At 66.4% G+C, this 17951-nt stretch carries 20 protein-coding genes; 6 read left to right on the top strand and 14 right to left on the bottom strand.

What is annotated here, in order from left to right:
- Positions 1-34 precede the first annotated feature (34 nt).
- The 7 genes from G341_RS0105205 to G341_RS0105180 all read right to left on the bottom strand — a co-directional run bounded on the left by G341_RS0105205 (position 35) and on the right by G341_RS0105180 (position 6415).
- Positions 35-2161: a heavy metal translocating P-type ATPase gene (locus tag G341_RS0105205; RefSeq protein ID WP_018178053.1), complete on the bottom strand. Its 2127-nt coding sequence runs from the start codon at positions 2159-2161 to the stop codon at positions 35-37.
- Positions 2162-2164: 3 nt separating this feature from the next.
- Entirely contained in the window at positions 2165-2446 is a 282-nt protein-coding gene (locus tag G341_RS0105200; RefSeq protein ID WP_018178052.1) for a DUF1490 family protein, read from the bottom strand.
- Positions 2447-2453: 7 nt separating this feature from the next.
- On the bottom strand, positions 2454-2867 hold the full coding sequence (locus tag G341_RS23430; protein ID WP_081622439.1) for a Fur family transcriptional regulator: 414 nt from the start codon (positions 2865-2867) through the stop codon (positions 2454-2456).
- On the bottom strand, positions 2864-3736 hold the full coding sequence (locus tag G341_RS21085) for a metal ABC transporter permease (RefSeq protein WP_018178051.1): 873 nt from the start codon (positions 3734-3736) through the stop codon (positions 2864-2866). The genes G341_RS23430 and G341_RS21085 overlap by 4 nt, the downstream gene beginning before the upstream one ends.
- Complete coding sequence (locus G341_RS21080) at positions 3736-4629, bottom strand: metal ABC transporter permease (RefSeq protein WP_018178050.1); 894 nt, start codon at positions 4627-4629, stop codon at positions 3736-3738. Before G341_RS21080 ends, G341_RS21085 begins: the two co-directional genes overlap by 1 nt.
- Entirely contained in the window at positions 4629-5414 is a 786-nt protein-coding gene (locus tag G341_RS21075; RefSeq protein WP_245556918.1) for a metal ABC transporter ATP-binding protein, read from the bottom strand. Before G341_RS21075 ends, G341_RS21080 begins: the two co-directional genes overlap by 1 nt.
- Before the next feature lie 74 nt (positions 5415-5488).
- Entirely contained in the window at positions 5489-6415 is a 927-nt protein-coding gene (locus tag G341_RS0105180) for a metal ABC transporter solute-binding protein, Zn/Mn family (protein WP_018178048.1), read from the bottom strand.
- A gap of 357 nt (positions 6416-6772) precedes the next feature.
- Here G341_RS0105180 and G341_RS0105170 point away from each other — a divergent pair, with 357 nt between their 5' ends.
- Positions 6773-7411, top strand: a complete 639-nt coding sequence (locus tag G341_RS0105170; protein WP_018178046.1) for an alpha-ketoglutarate-dependent dioxygenase AlkB — start codon at positions 6773-6775, stop codon at positions 7409-7411.
- Positions 7412-7421: 10 nt separating this feature from the next.
- Here G341_RS0105170 and G341_RS0105165 read toward each other — a convergent pair whose 3' ends face one another.
- The 6 genes from G341_RS0105165 to G341_RS0105140 all read right to left on the bottom strand — a co-directional run bounded on the left by G341_RS0105165 (position 7422) and on the right by G341_RS0105140 (position 12826).
- Entirely contained in the window at positions 7422-8315 is an 894-nt protein-coding gene (locus G341_RS0105165; RefSeq protein ID WP_026303266.1) for an oxidoreductase, read from the bottom strand.
- A gap of 58 nt (positions 8316-8373) precedes the next feature.
- Complete coding sequence (locus tag G341_RS0105160) at positions 8374-9255, bottom strand: oxidoreductase (RefSeq protein WP_018178044.1); 882 nt, start codon at positions 9253-9255, stop codon at positions 8374-8376.
- 9 nt (positions 9256-9264) lie between these two features.
- Complete coding sequence (locus G341_RS0105155) at positions 9265-11019, bottom strand: adenylate/guanylate cyclase domain-containing protein (RefSeq protein WP_155826788.1); 1755 nt, start codon at positions 11017-11019, stop codon at positions 9265-9267.
- 101 nt (positions 11020-11120) lie between these two features.
- Positions 11121-11678 carry a YceI family protein gene (locus tag G341_RS0105150; RefSeq protein WP_018178042.1) on the bottom strand — a complete coding sequence of 186 codons (558 nt, stop codon included), beginning with the start codon at positions 11676-11678 and terminating at the stop codon, positions 11121-11123.
- Positions 11679-11769: 91 nt separating this feature from the next.
- Entirely contained in the window at positions 11770-12369 is a 600-nt protein-coding gene (locus G341_RS0105145; RefSeq protein ID WP_018178041.1) for an NUDIX hydrolase, read from the bottom strand.
- A gap of 40 nt (positions 12370-12409) precedes the next feature.
- Positions 12410-12826 carry a (R)-mandelonitrile lyase gene (locus G341_RS0105140; RefSeq protein WP_018178040.1) on the bottom strand — a complete coding sequence of 139 codons (417 nt, stop codon included), beginning with the start codon at positions 12824-12826 and terminating at the stop codon, positions 12410-12412.
- A gap of 185 nt (positions 12827-13011) precedes the next feature.
- On the opposite strand from G341_RS0105140, the gene G341_RS22925 reads away from it, so the two are divergent.
- Both G341_RS22925 and G341_RS0105130 read left to right on the top strand, forming a co-directional pair.
- The gene (locus tag G341_RS22925; protein ID WP_018178039.1) at positions 13012-13479 is read left to right on the top strand and encodes a hypothetical protein; all 468 of its coding nucleotides are present in this window, start codon (positions 13012-13014) and stop codon (positions 13477-13479) included.
- 116 nt (positions 13480-13595) lie between these two features.
- Positions 13596-14432 (top strand): SDR family NAD(P)-dependent oxidoreductase, encoded by an 837-nt coding sequence (locus G341_RS0105130; RefSeq protein WP_018178038.1) that lies wholly within the window; start codon positions 13596-13598, stop codon positions 14430-14432.
- Between the two features lie 19 nt (positions 14433-14451).
- On the opposite strand, the gene G341_RS0105125 is transcribed toward G341_RS0105130, so the two are convergent.
- Positions 14452-14952, bottom strand: a complete 501-nt coding sequence (locus G341_RS0105125) for a cupin domain-containing protein (RefSeq protein ID WP_018178037.1) — start codon at positions 14950-14952, stop codon at positions 14452-14454.
- A 72-nt stretch (positions 14953-15024) separates the two neighbouring features.
- Between G341_RS0105125 and G341_RS0105120 the strand changes: the two genes are divergently transcribed.
- The 3 genes from G341_RS0105120 to G341_RS21065 all read left to right on the top strand — a co-directional run bounded on the left by G341_RS0105120 (position 15025) and on the right by G341_RS21065 (position 17906).
- The gene (locus tag G341_RS0105120; protein ID WP_018178036.1) at positions 15025-15525 is read left to right on the top strand and encodes a MarR family winged helix-turn-helix transcriptional regulator; all 501 of its coding nucleotides are present in this window, start codon (positions 15025-15027) and stop codon (positions 15523-15525) included.
- A gap of 286 nt (positions 15526-15811) precedes the next feature.
- Complete coding sequence (locus G341_RS23425) at positions 15812-17383, top strand: hypothetical protein (protein ID WP_187329162.1); 1572 nt, start codon at positions 15812-15814, stop codon at positions 17381-17383.
- Between the two features lie 40 nt (positions 17384-17423).
- Positions 17424-17906 (top strand): hypothetical protein, encoded by a 483-nt coding sequence (locus G341_RS21065; RefSeq protein ID WP_342664828.1) that lies wholly within the window; start codon positions 17424-17426, stop codon positions 17904-17906.
- Positions 17907-17951 lie beyond the last annotated feature (45 nt).

Genomic DNA, 17951 nt, shown 5'->3' with positions numbered 1-17951 from the left:
GGGCGAAACACCGTCGTTGGTCGTCGGCCTCCGACTACTGCGAGTACCGGACCAGACGAGCACTGTTCGCCACCACTGCCAGCGACGACGTGTTGTGCAGAATCGCGGCGAGCACCGGCGTCAGCAGCCCGAGCGCACTGGCCACCATCCCGAGCGCGTTGACCGAGATGGACATGCCGTAGTTCTGCCGGATGACCTGCACGGCCTCCCCGCCCAGATCGCGGACCACCAGGACGCTTCGCAGATCGTCGCCGGCCAGCGCCACATCGGCGGATTCGACGGCGACATCGGTGCCGGCGAGCCCCATCGCGATGCCGAGATCGGCAAGCGCCAGTGCGGGAGCATCGTTGGTGCCGTCGCCCACCATGGCGACGATGTGGCCGGCCGCCTTGAGTTCGGCGACCGCGGCGAGTTTGTCGTCGGGCAGCACCTCCGCACGCCACTCGGTGATCCCCAACGCTTCGGCGACGGCGGCCGCGGTCGTGGGGTGATCGCCGGTGAGCATCACCACGCGGCTGACCCCGCTCGCCCGGATGTCGGCCAGCGCCTGTGCGGCCTCCGGCCGTATCGCATCGCGCAGGCTGATCAGTCCGACGAGAATCCCATCGGAGGCCAGTAGCAGTGGGGTGTCTCCGGTCGCCTGCAGCGTCGCGACCCAGTCGTCGGCTTCCGGCACCACGTCGACGCCCTCATTGACCAGCAGCGCGCGATTGCCGAGGAGCAGGGTTCGGCCATCGGCCCGGGTACGCATACCCAGACCAAGCAGCACCTCGCACTCCTCGTGCTGCGGAATCTCGATATGCCGCTCTTCTGTCGACTGGATGACCGCCTTCGCCAGCGGGTGCCGTGAGTGGATCTCGGAGCTCGCGGCGTAGGCGAGCACCTGCTCCGGAGTCCAGTCGTCGGAGAAGGAGACGACGTTCGTGACGATGTGCCGGCCGCGGGTCAGGGTGCCCGTCTTGTCGATCACCAGCGCATCGACCCGCCCGGCGAGCTCCAGATGCGACCCGCCCTTGATGAGGATTCCGCGCCGGGCACCGTTTCCGATCGCGGCGCTGATCGCCGTCGGTGTCGACAAGCCGACCGCGCAGGGGCAGGCGATCAGCAGCATCGTCATCGCGCGCCGCAGGTCTCCGGTCGCCAGGAACGTGACCACCGACAACCCGAACGACATCGGCACGAACCGCTTGGAGAAGTTCTCCCCCACCGTCTGGATGGGGGCCCTGTCCTCGTTCGCGTGCTCGACCCGCTCGATGATGCGCGCCACCGTGGTGTCGGCGCCGACCGCAGTGGCGCGCACGACGATTCGGCCCTGGATGACCACGGTGCCCGCGAAGACATCGGCGCCGGTCTCGAGCGAGACCGGCAGGGTCTCCCCGGTGATCATCGACTGGTCGACTATCGCCTGCCCGGCGACAACCACGCCGTCGATCGGAAGGGCGGTGTGGTCGTAGATCACCACCTGATCCCCGACCTGGACCGTGGCGATATCCACCTGGACCTCGGCACCATCAGCGCCGACGATCCACACCTGATCAGCGGTTCCCGACAACAGCTCGGAGATCGCCCGCCGAGTCCGCCGCAGCGTGAGGTCCTGGAGATACTCCCCGATGTTGAGCAGCCACAGGACGGTGAGCGCGACGACGTTCTCGCGCAGGATCAGGCTGGCGATCGTTGCGGCAGAGACCAATACATCGGTGCCGGGCCCCTTACCCCGCATCAACGTGCGCGACGCTCCGCGCAGGAACGGATAGCCGGTGAAGATCGTGACGCCCGTCGCGAAAGTGCGACTCGTCGGACCGAGCAGCGGTGGGCGGCGCGCGACGTACCGGCGCGCTCCGAGGAGCACCAGCGCCCCACCGCCGACGACCATGCGCAGAATGGCCGCGTTCGCGACGTCCGCGGAATAGGGCTGCCGGGCGGGGCCTGAGAGCGGCGTGGTCGACGCCGACCGTTCGATCTCGGCGACGATGGCGTCCGCCTCGGTTCGTCTGGCCGAATACCACACCACCACTGAGGCGGATCGGGGATACGCGTGCACGGCGCGCACGCCGGGCAGCGTCTTGACCGCGTCCTCGATCACCACGGCGCGGGCGACACTCCCCCGCAGCGGATCGATCGTGACGCGCAGCCTCCCGGCGGCATCAGATCTGGTGATCATCGACTAGTGATCGTGATCGTGGTCGGCGCTGCCGGCGGCGGCCGGCGGGGGAGTCTCTTCGCCCACGCGCTCGCGCGCTTCCGCCACGATGTCGCCGGCGGCGAGCCGGAGCTCCTCCGCGCGGGTCTCGAGGTGTCGGGTCCCGACTATCGTCAGCTCCGTCGCGCGGACGGCTGCTGAACGCCAATCGAGCTTTCGCGACAACGCCTTGACTCCGTCGTAGGCGACAGCCCCGGTGAGCCCAGTGGCGACCACGGCGACCGTTCGATGTACCAGTCCTGTCATCAGTTCACTACCCTCTCATTTCTTTCGATCTCTCGGCCCCGCAGTCGGGACAGACCCCGTAGATGTCGATGCAATGCCGTATCTGTGAATACCGGTGTCTGCGTGCAAGATTCTCGGTGAGATGCTCGACCTCCTCGCTCGCCCAGGGTTCGGCTCGCCCGCACTGCCGGCAGACCAGGTTGTGATGATGCCCTGTCGAATCGTTGCGGCGGAACAGTTCTTCACCTTGCTCCGATCGCTGACCTTCGGCAATCCCAGAGCTCGCGAAGCGATGAAGTATCCGATAGATGGTCGCCAGTCCGATAGCCGTCGACTGGCGCTGGATCTCGGCCCGCAATTGCTGCGCGCTGCGGAAGCGGTCGTCCTGGTCGAGTACGGCCAGGACCGCGCGTTCCTTTGTCGTGTACCCACGCCTCGTCAGGCGCCGGCACCCCGCGGAGCGCGGCGGAATGCCGCAGCCGACCGTCCGGCGACAAGAGTGACCACGTATATGGATACGGCCACCGTCATGATGGTGAAACTCACCGGCGCCTTGGGGAACTGGTAAGCGGCGATGACGCCGCCCCACACGGACACGACCGCCAGAGCCGCCGACAATGCGATTGCGCGCCAGGGATGCGCCGTGATCCGGGCCGCCGACGCCGCCGGGGCGGACAGCAGGCCGAGTACGACGATCGACCCGACGAGTTGCGATCCCTCCGCCACGGCGATGCCCGTCAAAGCAAGGAACACGACGGCGAGGACGACGACCGGCACACCGCGTGCGCGCGCCACGGCCGGATCGATCGTGGAGAACAGCAACGGTCGGGCGATCACGAGAACGGCAGCGACGGCGATCCCGGATATCACCACCGCGTACAGCACCGCGGTCGCGCTGATCCCGAAGATGCTGCCGAACAACACGCTGACGTTCGCATTGCCGTGCGCCGCGCTACGGTGCGTCGTGTACACGGTGAGGAGAAGCGCGCCGAGACCCATCATCCAGGCGAAGAATGCGCCGATCACGGTGTCGGCGTCGTCGCTCTGTCCCCCGGTCGTCGCGCCGGGCCGAAAGGTGGTGAGCGCCAGTATCGCCCCGGCGACGACCACCGCAACATACAGGCCGAGCTGGGCGGCGACACCCAACGCCAGCGCCGCCATCGCGCCGGTGTACGCCACGTGACCCAGCGCGTCGCCGGCGAAGATCTCGCCGCGCTGCAGGAGCAGGTAGCCGACGAGACCGCACAACACGGCGATCACGCTGCCGGCGACCAGCGCGTGGACTACGAAGGCATGATCGAACATGTCCATCAGCCGGCCACCGGCTCCGGGGTGCGGACGGGCTGCCTGCTCCGGCGTTCCAGGTAGGAACCGGCCCCGATACCGCACAGGTACGCGCCGTAACCGAAGCTCGCCACCCAGAACCCGATCGGGTAGGTGGTATAGAAGGCGAATGTCATCCCCAGCCAGGTGACCGCGAGCGCGATCACCACCGACAGCACCAGACTCCGTACGGGGTTGGCCGTAAGACGTTGTGCCGCTGCGGGTGGAGCGACAAGAAGGGCGAACACGAGGAGACTGCCGGTCACCTGACTCGTGCCTGCCGACGCGACTCCGAGCAGCACCAGAAAGGCGATCCCCACCGCCACGGCCGGAACTCCGCGGGCGGCCGCGGTCAGCGGATCGAATGACGTCCACAGCAGCGGCCGGCCCAGGGCGACCAGGCCCACCAGACATACGACGGCGGCAACGGCCAGCGTCTCGACCTGTGAACGGCTCACTCCTGCAATGGTTCCGAAGAGCATGCTTGTGAGGCCGGACGAAAAGCCCTTGTACAGACCGATGAACAGCATCCCGGCAGCGAGCGCGTAGGCCTGCACGATTCCGATGACGGCAGACTTCTCCGTCGAATTCCCACCCTTGCCGACGGTGAGCCACCCGATGACGACCGCCGCGGCGATACATGCCCCGAAGTAGCCGAAGTTCACCGGGATCGCCAGCCACGTGGCAGCGGCCGCTCCCGAGAAGCCGATCAGCGCGAGGGTGTGGCCGGCGAAACTCTCGCGGCGCAGGACCATGAACCAGCCGACGGCGCCGGCGACCACGGCCACGATCGTTCCCGCCTGCAGCGCGTTGACCATGAATTGATACTCCAGCATCTGCCGGACATCGGTCACGAGGTTCCAGGTGAGATGGGGATCCATCAGAGCGCCCGCTGGTGATGAGGCGTCATTTCGTGTCCCACAACGAATTTGCCCCCGCGTCCGTCGTCGACCACGGATATGGGTACCCCGTAGATCGCGGTCAGTCGCTCGGATGTGAGCAGTTCGTCGGGACTGCCCGAGAACACCTTGCCGCTGGAGACGCAGATGATCTGATCCAGGTTCGCGAGCACGGGGTTGATGTCGTGGACGACGATCATGACGGTGATGTCGTGTCGCTTGCAGATGTCCCGGAGCAGTGCGCTGATAGCCGCCTGACTGGGCATGTCGAGGCTGTCCAGCGGTTCGTCCAGGAGCAGCAGCCGCGGGCTGCGAACAAGCGCCTGCGCGATGAGCAGTCGCTGCTGCTCGCCGCCCGAACAATGCCCGATCGGCCTATGCGCATAGTCCTGCGCCCCCACCTCGGCCACGATGTCCGCGACGCGACGATCCGGATCAGCCGTGCCGGAGCGCAACCGGCGCGGCAACGGCAGCGGGACGCCCCAGCGGTGCCCGTCGAGCCCCAGGCGCACGATGTCGACGCCCCGGATCCTTACTCCCCCAGCGAAATTACGTCGTTGCGGCAAGTAGCCGATCTGGTCGGCGGCCGACCGCGGACTGCCGCCGAGAACTTCCACAACACCCCGGTGACGGACCTGGCCGAGGACGGCCGAGAGCAGTGTCGATTTCCCTGCCCCGTTCGGGCCCGCGATGGCGACGAACTGTCCGGGTAGCACCGCAAGGTCTGCGTCGGCCCAGATCACTCGATCCCCACGGGAGACCGTCACCTGCCTGAAACTGACGGCTGGTTCGTGAGCCTCGGGTGGGGCGCTGGCCGCGCGCGCCCCACCGTCGACGGCGGTCATCGTTGTCCCGACGCCGTACTCAACGCATTCTCGAGCGACTGCAGCTGGTTGCTCTGCCAATCCTGGAACGTCGCACCCTCCGGCGCGAGGGTCTCGGTCACGGTCGCCACCGGGATGTTGTGTGCCTTCGCTGCATCCACCTGCGCCTGAACGTCGGGGGTGCTGTTCTGCGAGTTGTACACGTAGACCTTGATCTTTCGATCGGCGATCTGCTGGTCGATGGTCGACTTGTCGGCGGGCGAGGGGTCGGTGCCCTCGCTGATCGCCTTCAGGAATGTCGGCGGAGTCACCAGATCGAGGCCGAGCGCCTGCGCCAAGGGGGCGAAGATCGACTCGCTGGCGCCCACCGGGGTCTGGCTGAATTTCGCCTTGATGTCGGCGATGAGTGCGTTGTACTTCGCCAGCGCGGTTCCCACGAAGTTGTCGCGCTGGGTATCGAAATATGCCGCGTCCGCGGGGTCGGCCTTCTTGTAGCTGTCGGTGATGTTGTTGACCGTCTTGAGCACCGAGTCCGGCGAATACCACTGGTGCGGATTGCCGTCGTCCGGGATGCCCAGCGTGTTGCCGACGTTGAGTTCGGTGCGTCCGCTGGCGGGATTTGCGGCCAGGAGCTTCTGCGCCCACGAGTCGTATCCGATGCCGTTGGCGATCACCACCTGAGCCTTGGCCACCGCACGCCCGTCGGCAGGTGTGGGTTCGTAGTCGTGCGGATCCGTGTCGGGGTTGGTGATGATGGACGTCTCGTGGATCTTGTCGCCGCCGAGCTGACTGGCGATGCTGCCCCAGGCATTGATGGTCGCGACGACGTTCAGCTTGCCCCCGGAATCGGCGGAGTCGTTGCTCGAGCTACTGCATGCCGTGCTGGTCGCGCACGCGACGCCCGCCACCAGCACCGCGGCTGCGATGGATTTGCCGAGTTTCATTGCTAACCTTCATCTTTCGGATCTTGACGGTCGCGCACAGGGTCGCGACCGCCAGGTTTAATGGAAATGGTTGTCATTAACGATTGGACTTACCGTAGCCCATCGCCACGCCCTTGTCGACAATGATTGTCGTTTGCATCACGGCTGCGCGACCAGTACCTCGGCCGACTCTCCGGAACGACGTCATGGCCGAGCAGATACCGGTCAGGTCGCGAAGTCAGACGCAGCAGAAGGCTGTATAGTCGAATATATGTTCGATGCGATCGATTGGCAGAGCCACCAGGCGAGGATGATGACCGTCGACCTCCTGCCCGGACTGCCGGCAGGCTGCGCCGATCCGCCGCCACTCCGCTGATCATGGACGCCCGATCATCCTGGCAGGCAACCCTCTTCGAGGAAGTGGGCGGCGAAGCCTGTGTCAACCCGCTCGGCGGAAACGCGATGCGGCGGCGAGGGCTGACCAACGGCGCGTGGGTGGATCTACGCCCCGGCTGGATCGGCGGCGCCGACGAACTCCTGGCGACGCTCATCGACGACGTTCCCTGGCGCGCTGAGAAGCGTCAGATGTACGACCGCATGCTGCCCGTCCCCCGCCTCGTCTGCACCTACGACGAGACTGCGGCGCTGCCACATCCCTTGCTGGACACTGCCCGAGACGGTCTCACCGCGCACTACCGCGCCGAGCTCCCCGAGGGTTTCGCCACCGCCGGCTGCTGCTACTACCGCGACGGCGCCGACAGCGTCGCGTGGCATGGCGACACCATCGGTCGCGGCAGGACCCAGGACACAATGGTCGCGATCCTGTCCCTGGGCGCTCCCCGGCCACTGCTGCTGCGTCCCCGCGGCGGCGGATCGTCGCTGAAATTCGTTCTGGGACATGGCGATCTGCTGGTGATGGGCGGCAGCTGCCAACGCACCTGGGAGCACGCGGTGCCGAAGACCTCCGGCGTCGGCCCACGGGTGAGCGTCCAGTTCCGGCCGCTCGGGGTGTGGTGAAGCCGGGAACTCAGGGAACGAAGTTGACGCCCGTCATCCGCTCCGACTCGTCCCACAGCCGCTCCCACAGCGCCTGATTCTGCGACAGCTTGTTGGACGCGGACGCCCCGACCGGTCCGCGCATCTGGCCGATTCCCGTTGGGCCCCAGTAGGTATGCGGATCAGCGTCCGGCACCGTCGCCGCATACAGCGTCGACCTGGCGGCGTACTTCGGCGCATGCCCGACCAGCTTGGCGCCCTGCTTGCCGACCCGGTCGACCAACGACAGCTCGGTACCGGCGAACAGGTCGGTACCCGAGACCCCGGGATGCACCGCGAACGACTTCTTCGTCGAGCCGGACTCATCGAGGCGACGCTGCAGCTCCCGAGCGAACATCAGGTTGGACAGCTTCGACTGCGCGTAGGCGAGATTCCGCTGATAGCGGCGGCTTTCGTAGTTCAGGTCGCCGACCCAGAGCTTCGGGGTCTGCTTGTGGGCGATGCTCGCCAGCGTCACCACGCGATCCTGCAGTTTGCTCCACAGCTGCGCGGTCAGCACGAAATGCCCGAGGTGGTTGACACCGAACTGCATCTCGAAGCCGTCGACGGTCCGTCGCATCGGCAGGTTCATCAGGCCGGCATTGTTGATCAGCACGTCGAATTCGTCCTGCTCCGAGGTGAATTCACGCACCGACCGTAGATCGGCGAGATCGAGGCGGGCGACACTAACATCCCCGGCAGTGCCCGCACCGTTGATCTCGTCAGCGATCCGCTGCGCCTTCTCGACGTTGCGGCAGGCCATCACGACCGACGCGCCATGCGCCGCCAGCTCGCGGGTGCTGATCTCGCCGAGGCCGCCGTTGGCCCCGGTGACAATGAATCTCCGGCCCGTCAGATCCGGAATGTCCTTCGGGCTCCACGCCATGTCCATACTCCCGTTCGAAGGTCTCGTGCTCAGAATGCCGACCGTCACAAGGACGATGTCAGAAGGCGTATTGCACGCCGGTGAGCTGTTCGGACAGCGCCCACAGGCCCGCCGCCGTGCGCTCATCGTGTGAGCGTCGATTCGACTTCGCCGGCCCCGGCGCGCCGCGCATTCCGCCGAACTTGGTGGGGCCGTAGAACTTTCCGCTCCGCGCCTCGGACGACGTAGCGGCATACAACCCGGGCAAGGCCCCGTCCGCGGCGCTCTGCGCCATCAGATCACCGATGACCATCAGCCTGTCCCACACCGATTCGGTATGCGACTGCAGGCCGGTGTCGGCGTAACCCGGGTGGGCGACGATCGATTTGACCGACGATCCGGACGACTCCAAACGCCGGGCGAGCTCGTAGCCGAACAGCAGATTCGCCAGCTTCGACTGCCCGTACGCCGGCCACCGCTGATACTTGCGCGAGTTGTAGTCCGGATCCTCCAGATCGATCTTGCCCAGCTGATGCAGCCCCGACGACATCGTCACGACGCGATCGGAGATCTTCGGCAGGAGCAGTCCGGTCAGCGCGAAATGACCGAGATGGTTTGTGCCGAACTGCATTTCGAATCCGTCGACGGTCCGGCGCAGCGGCAGCGCCATCACGCCGGCATTGTTGATCAGCACGTCGGCAGAATCTACGGTGTCAGCGAAGGCCCGGACCGACGACAGGTCGGCGAGATCCAGCGCACCGATCCGCACGCGGTCACTGTCGGCTCCCAGGCCGTCGGCGACCTGCTGCGCCTTCGCGAGGTCACGACACGCCATCACCACCGTTGCGCCGGCCCCGACCAACGCGCGCGTCGCCTCAGCTCCGAGGCCGCTGTTGGCGCCGGTGATGACGAACGTCCGCCCGGCCTGATCAGGGATATCTGCGCAGGACCATGCACTCATGGCTCGACCTTACTGATCTTCGGAGACCGGCGCGCGGGCACCCGCGGCGTCGCCGGCGTCGGCGTGCGGCCGCCGGAACGGCCATTTGACCAGGCTGCCGACGAATGTCGCGATGTCCCCCATCGCCGGGTCGAGGGCCCCGGCGGGATAGAAGAGCTTGGTCGGCGAACTGTGGCCGCGCAGCACCATCGACCCCATCGATCGCCAGTACTCGGCCTCGTCGGGAGCCGCCTTGACAGCAGCACCCGAGGCAACGACGTTGGCGCGCACGGACTTCGCGACCTCGGACAACCGTGCGCACTCATTGACCGGCCGGCCGATCACCGTGTACTCGTAGCGCCGCTCGGCGCCGATATTGCCGGCGAACGCCGTTCCGGCCGACACCCCGATGCCGAACTTCAGCGGCTCGAGATCGGCCAGCGCGGTGCGCAGATGGCGCGCCGCGGCCAGCGCCGACGCGGCCGGATTGTCCAGTTCGCGGGGAGCACCAAAGACGACCAGCGCAGCGTCGCCTTCGAACTTGTTGATGAAGCCGTCATATCGATCGACCACATCGGCCACCGTGGAGAAGAAGGCGTTGAGCGTCTGCGCCACCGCCTCCGGCGCCGCCGATTCCGCCAGCCGCGTCGACCCCTGAATGTCGACGAACAGCACCGCGACGAAGCAGTTGCGGCCCTCGAGAGCGGTGCCATGCGTCAGCGCCTGCTCGGCGACGCCCCCGCCGACATGGCGCTCGAACAGATCGCGCACCTGGGCCCCCTGCGCCAAGCCGGCCACCATGTCGTTGAAACCCTTTTGCAGGACGCCGAGCTCGGAGGAGTCGTACACCTCGAGGTGAGCGTCGGTATTGCCGCGGCGCACCTGCGTCATCGCACGCTGCATGCCGTGTAGGGGGTCGGTGATCGACCGGGACACCAGCACGGTGGCGCGGATACCGGCGGCCACGCAGATCACGCTGAGAACGACGATCGGAACGTCGATCACGGTGCTGGACTTCGGCACCCAGTTGAGCAGGCGACCGATGTTGATCGTGATGATTCCGGCGACCGGCACCGCGCAGCTGACCAGCCAGATGGCGGTCATCCGCTCCCGCACACCCAGAATCGGGCGGACCACGACCGCGCCCTCGAGGGCAGCCGACGCAAGTGGGCGCGCCACCCGCTCGACGACCAGGTAGTTGATACAGGATGCCGAGGCCGCTGCCATCACGAACGCCGACGTGATGACGGCCAACGAGACACCCGTCGACATCGCCGTGACCTCGTAGACGATCACGCCGGCGCACCAAGCGCCAAGCGTGGCGTAGACCTGGTACATCGGCATCATCACGATCGCCCGCCGCCGAGCCGGACCGGCAGGCCTGCCGCTGACGAACCAGTCGAGCTGCTGCACGATCATTCGCCGGCCCAGAATAAGTCCGACCGCAATCCCGACGATCAACGCGACCAGCGTGGGAATGGTGTCGTTGCTGTATGCCGTCAGGAAATCGATGCGACCACCCGACATGGCCAGCTTGATCATCACCAGGGTTTCGATGGCCGCGACGGCGTTACCGCCGGCGATGCCGATCGTGATCATGATGAGGATCCGCTTGGCGAGCCGGCGCCGCGTCTCGATGGTGACCTGCGACCAGTCCCGAGCCGGGTAGCCGTCGTCTCCTCCGATGAACGCGAACAGGTCAGCCCCCGGGATCCTGTTCAGCCACTCCCACCGCACCCGCGGCCCCGCTTTCCTGGGCAGGCGTCGCTCTAGTGCGACACGCATCTGCCCTGAAGTATAGGAAACCGGCCCGTCGGCAGGGTGCTGCCAACGGGCCGGTTCCGGGTCACCCCTGTTGTCGTGGGGTGCGGCTCACTGCGTGCTGGCTACTGCTTCACAGCCTCGATCTCGAAGGTCAGCACGACCTTGTCGCTGACCACGGCGCTGCCGTCGGCGAGCGCGCCGTCGAAGCTCACACCGAAGTCCTTGCGGTTCAGGTTGACCGACGCCTCGAACGCGGCGACCTCGCCGGCGCCCATTCCGGCGCTGACGCCGAGGAACTCCAGCTCCAGCGTGGCGGCCTTCTTGACGCCGCGGATGGTGAACTCGCCGTCGACCAGGTACTCGTTCTCACCCTTGCCCGCGCGGACACCGGTCGATACGAAGGTGGCGGTCGGGTTGTGCTCGGCGTCGAAGAAGTCGCCGGACTTGAGGTGGCCGTCGCGCTGCTCGTTGCGCGAATCGATCGAGGTCACGTCGACCTGCGAGGTCACGGACGGGGTGCCGTCCTCGGCGATCGTGATGGTGCCGCCGAAGGTGAGGAAGTTGACGCGCACCTTGGACAGACCGAGGTGCCGGACGGTCGCGGTGACCGTGGTGTGGGCGGGGTCGACCTCCCAGGTGCTGCCGGCGGGAAGCGGATGCGAGATGGCGGGTGCGGTCATGATGACTCCTCGGTGTGATCGATTGATGTTGTTCGGGCTTCGTTGAAGAGTAACCGGACCACGGTCCGATACCTTCCAGAAGTGATGTAGATCACTGCCAAGCGAACACCGGCTGCTCGTAGTGATCCACCCTCGTCGACCGGCCGCGCAGCACGACTTCGATGAACTGATAGATGATCGCCGCCGTCGGGGCATGCACGCGTCGACCCAGCAGCGGCAACTGCAGCACCGGCCGATCGGACTCCGGAATGGTCAGCAGCCGCGGCTCGACGTCGAGGTCGTCATAGGTCAGATGGAACACCTCGGCCACCTCGCCGGGGTTCGGCGCGAGCACCTGATCCTCGCCCGCCCAGCAGACGATCGGCGTCATCACGTAGCCAGACCGCGTCGGGTAGTCATCGAGCCGGCCCAGTATCTGGTCCTGGGCAACCTCGACCCCCAGCTCCTCCTCCAGTTCGCGCAGCGCCGCCTGCTCGTGCGTCTCACCGGGTTCGAGCCTGCCGCCCGGCAACGCGAATTGGGCGGCATGCTCACGCATTCCGTCGGGCCGCAGGGTGAGCCAGATGCCCGGTCGACCGGCGACCGTGCTCACCGCCAGCGCGACCGCCGCGCTCCGGCGACCGTCCAGGGCATGACTGCGCGGGACGAACGTAGACAGGCGCCGCCTGGCGATCTCCCGGATCTCGTCCACCGATCCGACGCTACTCGCCCGGCCGAACGCCGTGCTGAGGCTACTGAGCCAGTGCGGCCACCTGCGCGGCGGCGTACTCCTCCTCGGTCACCGGCTCCAGCCAGTCGGTGCCGTCATGGTCGGCGCTCGCCTCGACGATGGCGATGTGCACCGCGAGATTCGACGCGGTGGCGCCGTGCCAGTGCTCGACATTCGGATCGCACGACACCGTCTCACCGCCATGCGCGGCGATGACGGCACCGTCGCGGGTGCCGACCAGGGCCACGCCAGCCAACACATGCAGGATCTGCCCCTTCGGGTGGACATGCCAATTGGTGCGCGCGCCCGGCATGAAATGCACGGTGCCCGCCGCCAAGTACATCGGCTCGAGCGCCGGCGATATCGGCGTGACGTAGACATCGCCGGTGAAGCGCTCGACAGGGCCTTTGGCGGTGGCGGAGACGGGGATGAGTTCCATGACTTTTTCCTTACGTGGATCGATCATCACGGGTGCCAGACTTCTGCCCGGGCCCCTGCGGGGCGTCACGTGCCCGACACGGCGGTACCCGGGACGAACCTATCGAGAAACGGGCATCGCAACTGGAGAACGGACGTTAGTGTATTGAGGGTAACGAATAACGCCTCGGCAAAAAGGAATCAATCATGAAGCTGCACAAGATGTTTCGTCGCACTGCAGTATCGTTGCTGATCGCCGGCGCCGTGCTCGCGCCGGCCGCCACCGAAGCCGGCGCCGCGCCCGTACAACCACCGATCGCGGTGAATACGCCGTTCCAGGTGCCGGTCACGTTCTTCATGGGCGACCCGGTTCCCGTCGCCACCCAGACCGTGTCGGCGAGCGGGCTCGGGGGCGGCCGCGTCGAATTCGGTACCGCCGCGACCGGCCCGATGGCCACCGGACCCATGCGCTATTCCATCGGCGTCGAGGTGCGCTGGATCAACCTGAACACCGGCGCCAGTGGGGTCGCCGACATCCCCGACAGCGTCTATCCGGCGATTTCGGCCAGCGCGATGGCGACGACCGGCGCCGGACAGATCGCGGCGATCGCGTACGCGCATTCCGGCAGCCGCAGCACGATGGTCCCGGGCCTGGGCACCTTCCACGCCCCCTGAGGCCCACGGTTCCTGAAGCAGCGAGTCTCGGAGCGGGCAAGTCCCGCTCAATGGAAGCCGTGACCCGCAACCGGCCGATCCACGTCAAGACTCGTCGCGGGACGAGAGGATCAGAAATGACCAGTGCGGAACAGGTATTCGGCGGCGGGGTTCTCGCGATCACCGGCGGCGGCGCCGGCGTCGGCGAGGGATTGGCTCGGTACGCGGCATCGATCGGGATGGCCGTCGCGATCTGCGACGTCGACCTGGAGGCGGCGCAGCGGGTGGCCTGCGAGCTCAGCGCCTCCTGCGCCCGCGCCATCGCCCACCGCGTGGACGTCCGCGACCTGGCGCAGGTGCAGGAGTGGGCCGACGCGGTCTACGCCGAACTCGGACCGGTCACCCTGCTGATCAACAACGCCGGCATCGAGCAGTTCGGTTATCTGTGGGACACCCCCGTCGACAACTGGCATCGACTGCTCGACATCAACGTCACCGGCGTCTTCAACGGGGTCAAGGCGTTCGTGCCGCGGATGGCCGAGGCCGGCGCGCCGGCGCACATCTGGAACCTCTCCTCGATCGGCGGCGTGGTGACGGTGGCGCGGCAGGCGCCGTACATCATCAGCAAGCACGCGGTGCTCGCGCTCACCGAGAACCTCTTGGTCGACGTGCAGGACGCGGGGCTGGACATCACCGTGGCTGCGGTGCTGCCGGCCTCGGTGGCCAGCAACATCTTCCAGTCGGCCGGCGGCGCCGAGAGCACCGGCGACACCTCGGCATCCGAAGCCGCCCGCGAGGCGATGCTGCAGCTCCGCGAGACCGCGATGTCGCCCGTCGACGCCGCCGAGCAGGTCTTCGCACAGGCCGCCGCCGGCGACTTCTATCTGCTCACTCACCCCGACCTGGTCGCGCAGGCGATGGCCGGTCGCGGCGAGCAGCTGCGTACCCGCAGCGCGCCCAAGTCGCGCAGATAGCTCACACGGCTAGAGACCGTCAGCGGCGATTGCCGTTGCGCTCTTCCCACCAGCGCGGCACATCGTCGAAGTAGTTGTCGTAGTCGCGTTGCGCCGCTTCGATATCGGCCGGTTCGACCTCGCCGAGTGCGAGGCGCTCCAGGAATCGGAAGTAGCCGTGTCGTTCGACGCCCGGCATGAGAGCGATGAAAAGCCGCGCGGAGCTGCCGGGTGCGGCTCCGAACGCGTGCGGCATGAACTTGGGAACGACCAGCGCGCCGCCGGCCGCGACGGTCACGATCTCGTCCCCGGCCAGCACCTGCAACTCCCCATCGGCTACGTAGAACACCTCATCCGACAGCGTGTGATGGTGCGGAGTCGCTCCGTCGGCGCCTTCGGCCAAGGTCACCTCGACCGTGCTGACCGAGCCGCCGGCCTCGTTCGAATCGATGAGCAGGCGCACCGACGCGGGCTGGCCTGCCCCGATGATCTCTGACTCCTCGGGACGCAGGATAGCGGCGGGGCGGGTTGGTGCGTTCATGGCAGACTCCAAACTGATTCGATGGCATATAGTTCGTTATCGAACTATATGCCATCGAATAGAGTCTGTCTGGTGGTCGAACAGAAGAAAGATGCGGTCGACGTGATCGAGGACCAGTGGCGACGGGAACGACCGGACCTCGACGTCGAGGCGATGGCGATCCTGGGGCGCCTGGGCCGCCTCCTGACGGTCGGCACCGAGAAGATCGAGTCGGTGTTCGCCGCACACGGACTGCAGCGGGGCGAGTTCGATGTTCTTGCGGCACTCCGACGTTCGGGGGAACCCTATGAACTCAGCCCGTCGGCACTCGCGGACGCCCTCATGATGTCCCGAGCCGGCATGACGAGCCGCCTCGATCGCCTCGAACGCGCCGGCCTGGTACGGCGGACGGCCGACCCCGAAGACCGTCGATCGATCCGGATCGCGTTCACCGGTGAGGGTCGCCGGCTCATCGACACCGTCGTCACCGAGCATGTCGAGAACGAGACGCGCATCCTCTCGGTGCTGTCGCCCGCGGATCGCCGGGCACTCGACCGGATCACGCGGCGACTACTCGCCCATCTCGATGACTGAGATTCCGAGCGACGACCGCGTCAAACAGAAAAAGCCTGCTGCGATCAGCAGGCTTTTGCGGTGGCCAGGGCCGGGATCGAACCGGCGACCTTCCGCTTTTCAGATGGTGGAGGGTCTGAGATCGGCGATCCACGGCCGATGACCTGCGACGCACAGAACGCATACGACGCGTCGTAGGGCTACCTCGCAACGGTTGGCCCCATTTTGGCCCCTTCGAACTTCGGTTCGGCTCCTGACATGAACCCCGACTCTGTGACCACCAGAGCCAGGGCCGGAGTCGAATCTCATGCACCAGAACCCGATCAACAAGCGCACCACCCGCCGGACGCAACCAGCGTTATCGGATGGCAAGGCACCGGGCGCCCTTCCCGGTGTCGCGGCAGCATTGCGTCTCCCGAACTCGTTTGATGAGTCGGCATTGGTCAACGCGGTCGTGGCGGCGGCGGACAAGGCCGGCCCGGACCCGCGGACGCGCGTGCGAAGCGAAAGCGCGGGAGCGGGCGCCGAAGGCGGGGCCGGACCCGCCGACGCCAGCGCCGAAGGCGCGGGCTTGTTATATGTGCCAGAACTCGCCGCGGACGTACGGGCTGCGGTAGACCTCCGCTTCCCTGACAGCTGCGGCATCGCTCGTGCGGCGGCAGCCTTCCCATCTGCGTCGCCGTGGGCGTCGGGATCGGACTTGCGTGGGTGCCAGCCGGATTCACGGCGCTTCACTGTCGAGATCTCTGGTGGCGCAGTGCAACTCCGTTCGTACGATCCGGTGCGTTCTGCCAAGACGTTGGAGCGTCTGACGCGGCGCCATCGGATTGATGTCGACATGCAGGCTGCCGACCTGCGCGCGCGCGGCGAGTTCGTCGACCCGGCGCCGCAACGGGAGATTGCGGAGTGGTCGCGAAAGAGTCGGGCGTCGATGTGCCGATCGCTCGCGCAGATTGACTACTCCCCCTTGATCGACGGATGCGGAATTCCGGCGATGGTCACGCTGACTTATCCTCGGTGCTGGCTGCCAGTCGCGTCATCCGGCAAGGAAGTAAAGCGGCATTTTGATCTGTGGCGCAAGCGTTTTGAACGGCAGTGGGGCGTCAAGCTCCGGTGCGTCTGGAAGCTCGAGTTTCAAGGGCGTCGACCTGGTCAACGATGCACCTGCACCAACTGCGCAGAAGTCGACGACGGTCGCGCGCCGCATCTGCATCTGTGGTTGGTTCCACCGACTGGTCGACGTCACGGCTTGACGTTTCGGGAATGGTTGTCGGCCAGCTGGGCCGGTGTGGTCGCGCATCCGAATCCGGTTCAACGTGCTGCACACGAGGCCGCCGGAACCGCAGTGAGCGTCGTGGAAGGATTGCGCGCACGCGACCCGAAGCGTCTCGCGGTGTACTTCACGAAGCACAACTCCCCGAACTCGCACGGCGACAAGGAATACCAGCATTTGGTGCCCGAGGCTTGGCAACAGAGAGGTCGCGGGCCGGGTCGATTCTGGGGCTATCTCGGCCTATCGAAATCTGTTGCGGTCGTTGAGGTCACGATGAAAGACTTCATTCAGGCGAAGCGAGTCCTGCGCCGATGGTCGCGCAGCAAAGCTACCTACGGTGCGATTGGCAGTGAAATGCCGACGTCAGTGTCGCCCTCGGTCCGCCGTGTGCGAGTCCAACGCGGCACGAGCTCGGGCGGTCAGCCCAGATACCGCTACGTAACCAGGCGGCGACAACTTTGTCGCCAGAGCAGTCTTGTCGGAGGATTCGCGCTGACGAACGACGGCGCGAATCTCAGTACGGACGTCGCCCGCGCAGTTGCGATGCTCACGGAAGCAAACGTTGAAGGAGGTTCTACTGATGGCCCGGTACGTGTCTGTCACTGAGGCGAAAGCGCGTTGGAGGCGACTAATTGAGGACGCGGACATGGAGGACATCATCATCACCCGACGTAGCAAGCCGGTCGCGAAATTGGTGTCCGCGCGGCGAGCCGGAGTAGACGTTGACCCGGCCCCAGCAACAAGCGACGCCAGCACCTCCATCGCGGCGCAAGCTGTTGTTTCGATTCTCCGCGAGCACCCGATGCTCGATTCAGTCGCGGTCAGGCGTGTTGTCGGAGGCGAGGAGACCACCAGCCTCTGGGGTCGCGGTGGGATTGTGGGATTGCCGGTTGGAAACGTCATCCTCTATCCCGCATTCCAGTTCGATACCGCCGATCACCGGGTACGTCCGATCGTCGCGAAGATCAACCAACTCCTGGGCGCACAGGATGACCCCTGGGGCGTCGCGTCCTGGTGGTTGAGCCCGACCGGCTTTAGCGACGACCCACGATCACCGGCCGAACTCGCTGTCTCGGGGGACTGTGACGACGAACTCCGCGCAATGGCGAGGGATCTGATCGCAGATTGACCAGAACCTTCCAATACCTGAGCACCTCACCCGGTCGTCCCCGAG

This window comes from Jongsikchunia kroppenstedtii DSM 45133 (genome assembly GCF_000380485.1).
GTDB classification, from domain to species: Bacteria; Actinomycetota; Actinomycetes; order Mycobacteriales; family Mycobacteriaceae; genus Jongsikchunia; species Jongsikchunia kroppenstedtii.
Note: the sequence above shows the minus strand (reverse complement) of the source record. Positions and strands in the feature narration are given on the sequence as shown.

Excerpts from the sequence above, each read along its gene's own strand:
- G341_RS21065 (WP_342664828.1), top strand. The coding sequence starts at position 17,424 with ATGGAGGACATCATCATCACCCGACGTAGCAAGCCGGTCGCGAAATTG.
- G341_RS0105205 (WP_018178053.1), bottom strand. The coding sequence starts at position 2,161 with ATGATCACCAGATCTGATGCCGCCGGGAGGCTGCGCGTCACGATCGAT.
- G341_RS0105130 (WP_018178038.1), top strand. The coding sequence starts at position 13,596 with ATGACCAGTGCGGAACAGGTATTCGGCGGCGGGGTTCTCGCGATCACC.
- G341_RS21080 (WP_018178050.1), bottom strand. The coding sequence starts at position 4,629 with ATGGATCCCCATCTCACCTGGAACCTCGTGACCGATGTCCGGCAGATG.
- G341_RS0105125 (WP_018178037.1), bottom strand. The coding sequence starts at position 14,952 with ATGAACGCACCAACCCGCCCCGCCGCTATCCTGCGTCCCGAGGAGTCA.
- G341_RS0105160 (WP_018178044.1), bottom strand. The coding sequence starts at position 9,255 with ATGAGTGCATGGTCCTGCGCAGATATCCCTGATCAGGCCGGGCGGACG.
- G341_RS0105150 (WP_018178042.1), bottom strand. The coding sequence starts at position 11,678 with ATGACCGCACCCGCCATCTCGCATCCGCTTCCCGCCGGCAGCACCTGG.
- G341_RS0105140 (WP_018178040.1), bottom strand. The coding sequence starts at position 12,826 with ATGGAACTCATCCCCGTCTCCGCCACCGCCAAAGGCCCTGTCGAGCGC.
- G341_RS23425 (WP_187329162.1), top strand. The coding sequence starts at position 15,812 with ATGCACCAGAACCCGATCAACAAGCGCACCACCCGCCGGACGCAACCA.
- G341_RS0105155 (WP_155826788.1), bottom strand. The coding sequence starts at position 11,019 with ATGCGTGTCGCACTAGAGCGACGCCTGCCCAGGAAAGCGGGGCCGCGG.
- G341_RS0105180 (WP_018178048.1), bottom strand. The coding sequence starts at position 6,415 with ATGAAACTCGGCAAATCCATCGCAGCCGCGGTGCTGGTGGCGGGCGTC.
- G341_RS0105170 (WP_018178046.1), top strand. The coding sequence starts at position 6,773 with ATGGACGCCCGATCATCCTGGCAGGCAACCCTCTTCGAGGAAGTGGGC.
- G341_RS21085 (WP_018178051.1), bottom strand. The coding sequence starts at position 3,736 with ATGGACATGTTCGATCATGCCTTCGTAGTCCACGCGCTGGTCGCCGGC.
- G341_RS0105165 (WP_026303266.1), bottom strand. The coding sequence starts at position 8,315 with ATGGCGTGGAGCCCGAAGGACATTCCGGATCTGACGGGCCGGAGATTC.
- G341_RS0105200 (WP_018178052.1), bottom strand. The coding sequence starts at position 2,446 with ATGACAGGACTGGTACATCGAACGGTCGCCGTGGTCGCCACTGGGCTC.
- G341_RS22925 (WP_018178039.1), top strand. The coding sequence starts at position 13,012 with ATGAAGCTGCACAAGATGTTTCGTCGCACTGCAGTATCGTTGCTGATC.